General features: G+C 70.5%; 1 pseudogene. It reads right to left on the minus strand.

From position 1 onward, the window contains the following. Positions 1 to 278, minus strand: a pseudogene (locus CWO89_RS45455) (FAD binding domain-containing protein); the annotation flags it as partial.

A 278-nucleotide genomic window follows, 5' to 3' on the forward strand; every position in this document is an offset into this window, starting at 1 on the left:
CGATCAGCGCCTGCGCGGCCGGCCCCGACCAGCAGCGCGGTCGGCGCCACTGCGCCCAAGCCGATGCGGGCGTGGGTGCAGACGCCGTCCTTCAGCGTGAGACTGACGCCGCAGCCGACCACCGCGATATCCATCTCGGTGCGCGGGATCATGCGCAAATAGGCATCGCTCGAGCCAGGTGGGCGCGGCGGCAGCGTGAAGGAGACCAGGATCTCGCCGGGTTTTAAGTTGGTGCGGCCGGGGCCGGCGGGGACGTCCTCGACCTTCAATTCGCGGCG

Origin of the sequence: Bradyrhizobium sp. Leo170 (assembly GCF_004296405.1) — a bacterium.
Lineage (GTDB): Bacteria > Pseudomonadota > Alphaproteobacteria > Rhizobiales > Xanthobacteraceae > Bradyrhizobium.